The organism is Altererythrobacter sp. MTPC7 (assembly GCF_042851395.1).
In the GTDB taxonomy this organism is placed as follows: domain Bacteria; phylum Pseudomonadota; class Alphaproteobacteria; order Sphingomonadales; family Sphingomonadaceae; genus CAJXSN01.
In genome coordinates, this window is the sequence record NZ_BTGS01000048.1 from 1 (window position 1) to 817 (window position 817).

At 59.1% G+C, this 817-nt stretch carries 1 protein-coding gene; it reads left to right on the forward strand.

All coding sequences use genetic code 11. The features are described 5' to 3' along the window. Positions 1 to 73: 73 nt before the first annotated feature. Positions 74 to 817, forward strand: a protein-coding gene (locus ACGHJ7_RS14765; RefSeq protein ID WP_390479182.1) for an IS5 family transposase whose coding sequence is annotated in 2 segments (ribosomal slippage) — positions 74 to 392 and positions 392 to 817 — 745 coding nt annotated over the 2 segments. Because the reading frame shifts where the segments join, the coding sequence is not laid out codon by codon here. This gene is flagged as partial in the annotation.

Sequence of the window (817 nt, forward strand, 5' to 3'; positions counted from 1 at the left end):
TAGGCCGTAAACTCATAAACTGACTTGCGCGGCGCGGGCGCGGTTGATTCAAGGCTTCGGGAAGGAGCTTTGGATGACGCGTCGTAGATTTGAACTGACCGATGATGAGTGGCTGGTGATCGAGCCGTTGTTGCCGAACAAGCCTCGCGGGGTTCCGCGTGTGGATGACCGGCGGGTCATCGACGGGATATTGTGGCGCTTTCGCACGGGCAGTCCTTGGGCTGATATTCCCGAGCGCTATGGCCCACATACCACCTGCTACAACCGTTTCGTGCGCTGGCGCAAAGCCGGTGTGTGGGACCGCCTTCTCGAAGCGGTGAGCCAAGCCTTCGACGGCGAGTTGGTCATGATCGACAGTTCTTCCATCCGGGTCCACCAGCACGGTGCGACCCTAAAAAGGGGGACCCAAATCGCTGCATGGGACGTTCCCGGGGCGGTTTGACAACCAAGATCCATGCCCTGGTTGATGGTCGCGGCCTGCCGATCCAACTGCATCTGTCCGAAGGCCAGGCGAGCGATTGCCGTGAGGCCGAGAGGCTGCTGGCCGCCGTGCCGAACGCCACCACCTTTCTCGCCGATAAGGCTTATGACAGCGATGCCATTCGCAGTCAGATCACCGCGCAGGGTGGCTTCGCCAACATCCCAGTCAAGCGCAATCGTCGCAAAGGCTTCGCGTTCAGCAGCTTCCTGTATCGCTACCGTAATCTGGTCGAGCGTTTCTTCGGGAAACTCAAAAACGCCAGAGGCTTGGCCACCAGATACGACAAACGAAGCGATAACTTCCTCGCTGCCATCAAGCTCTTCTGCACACGCCTAT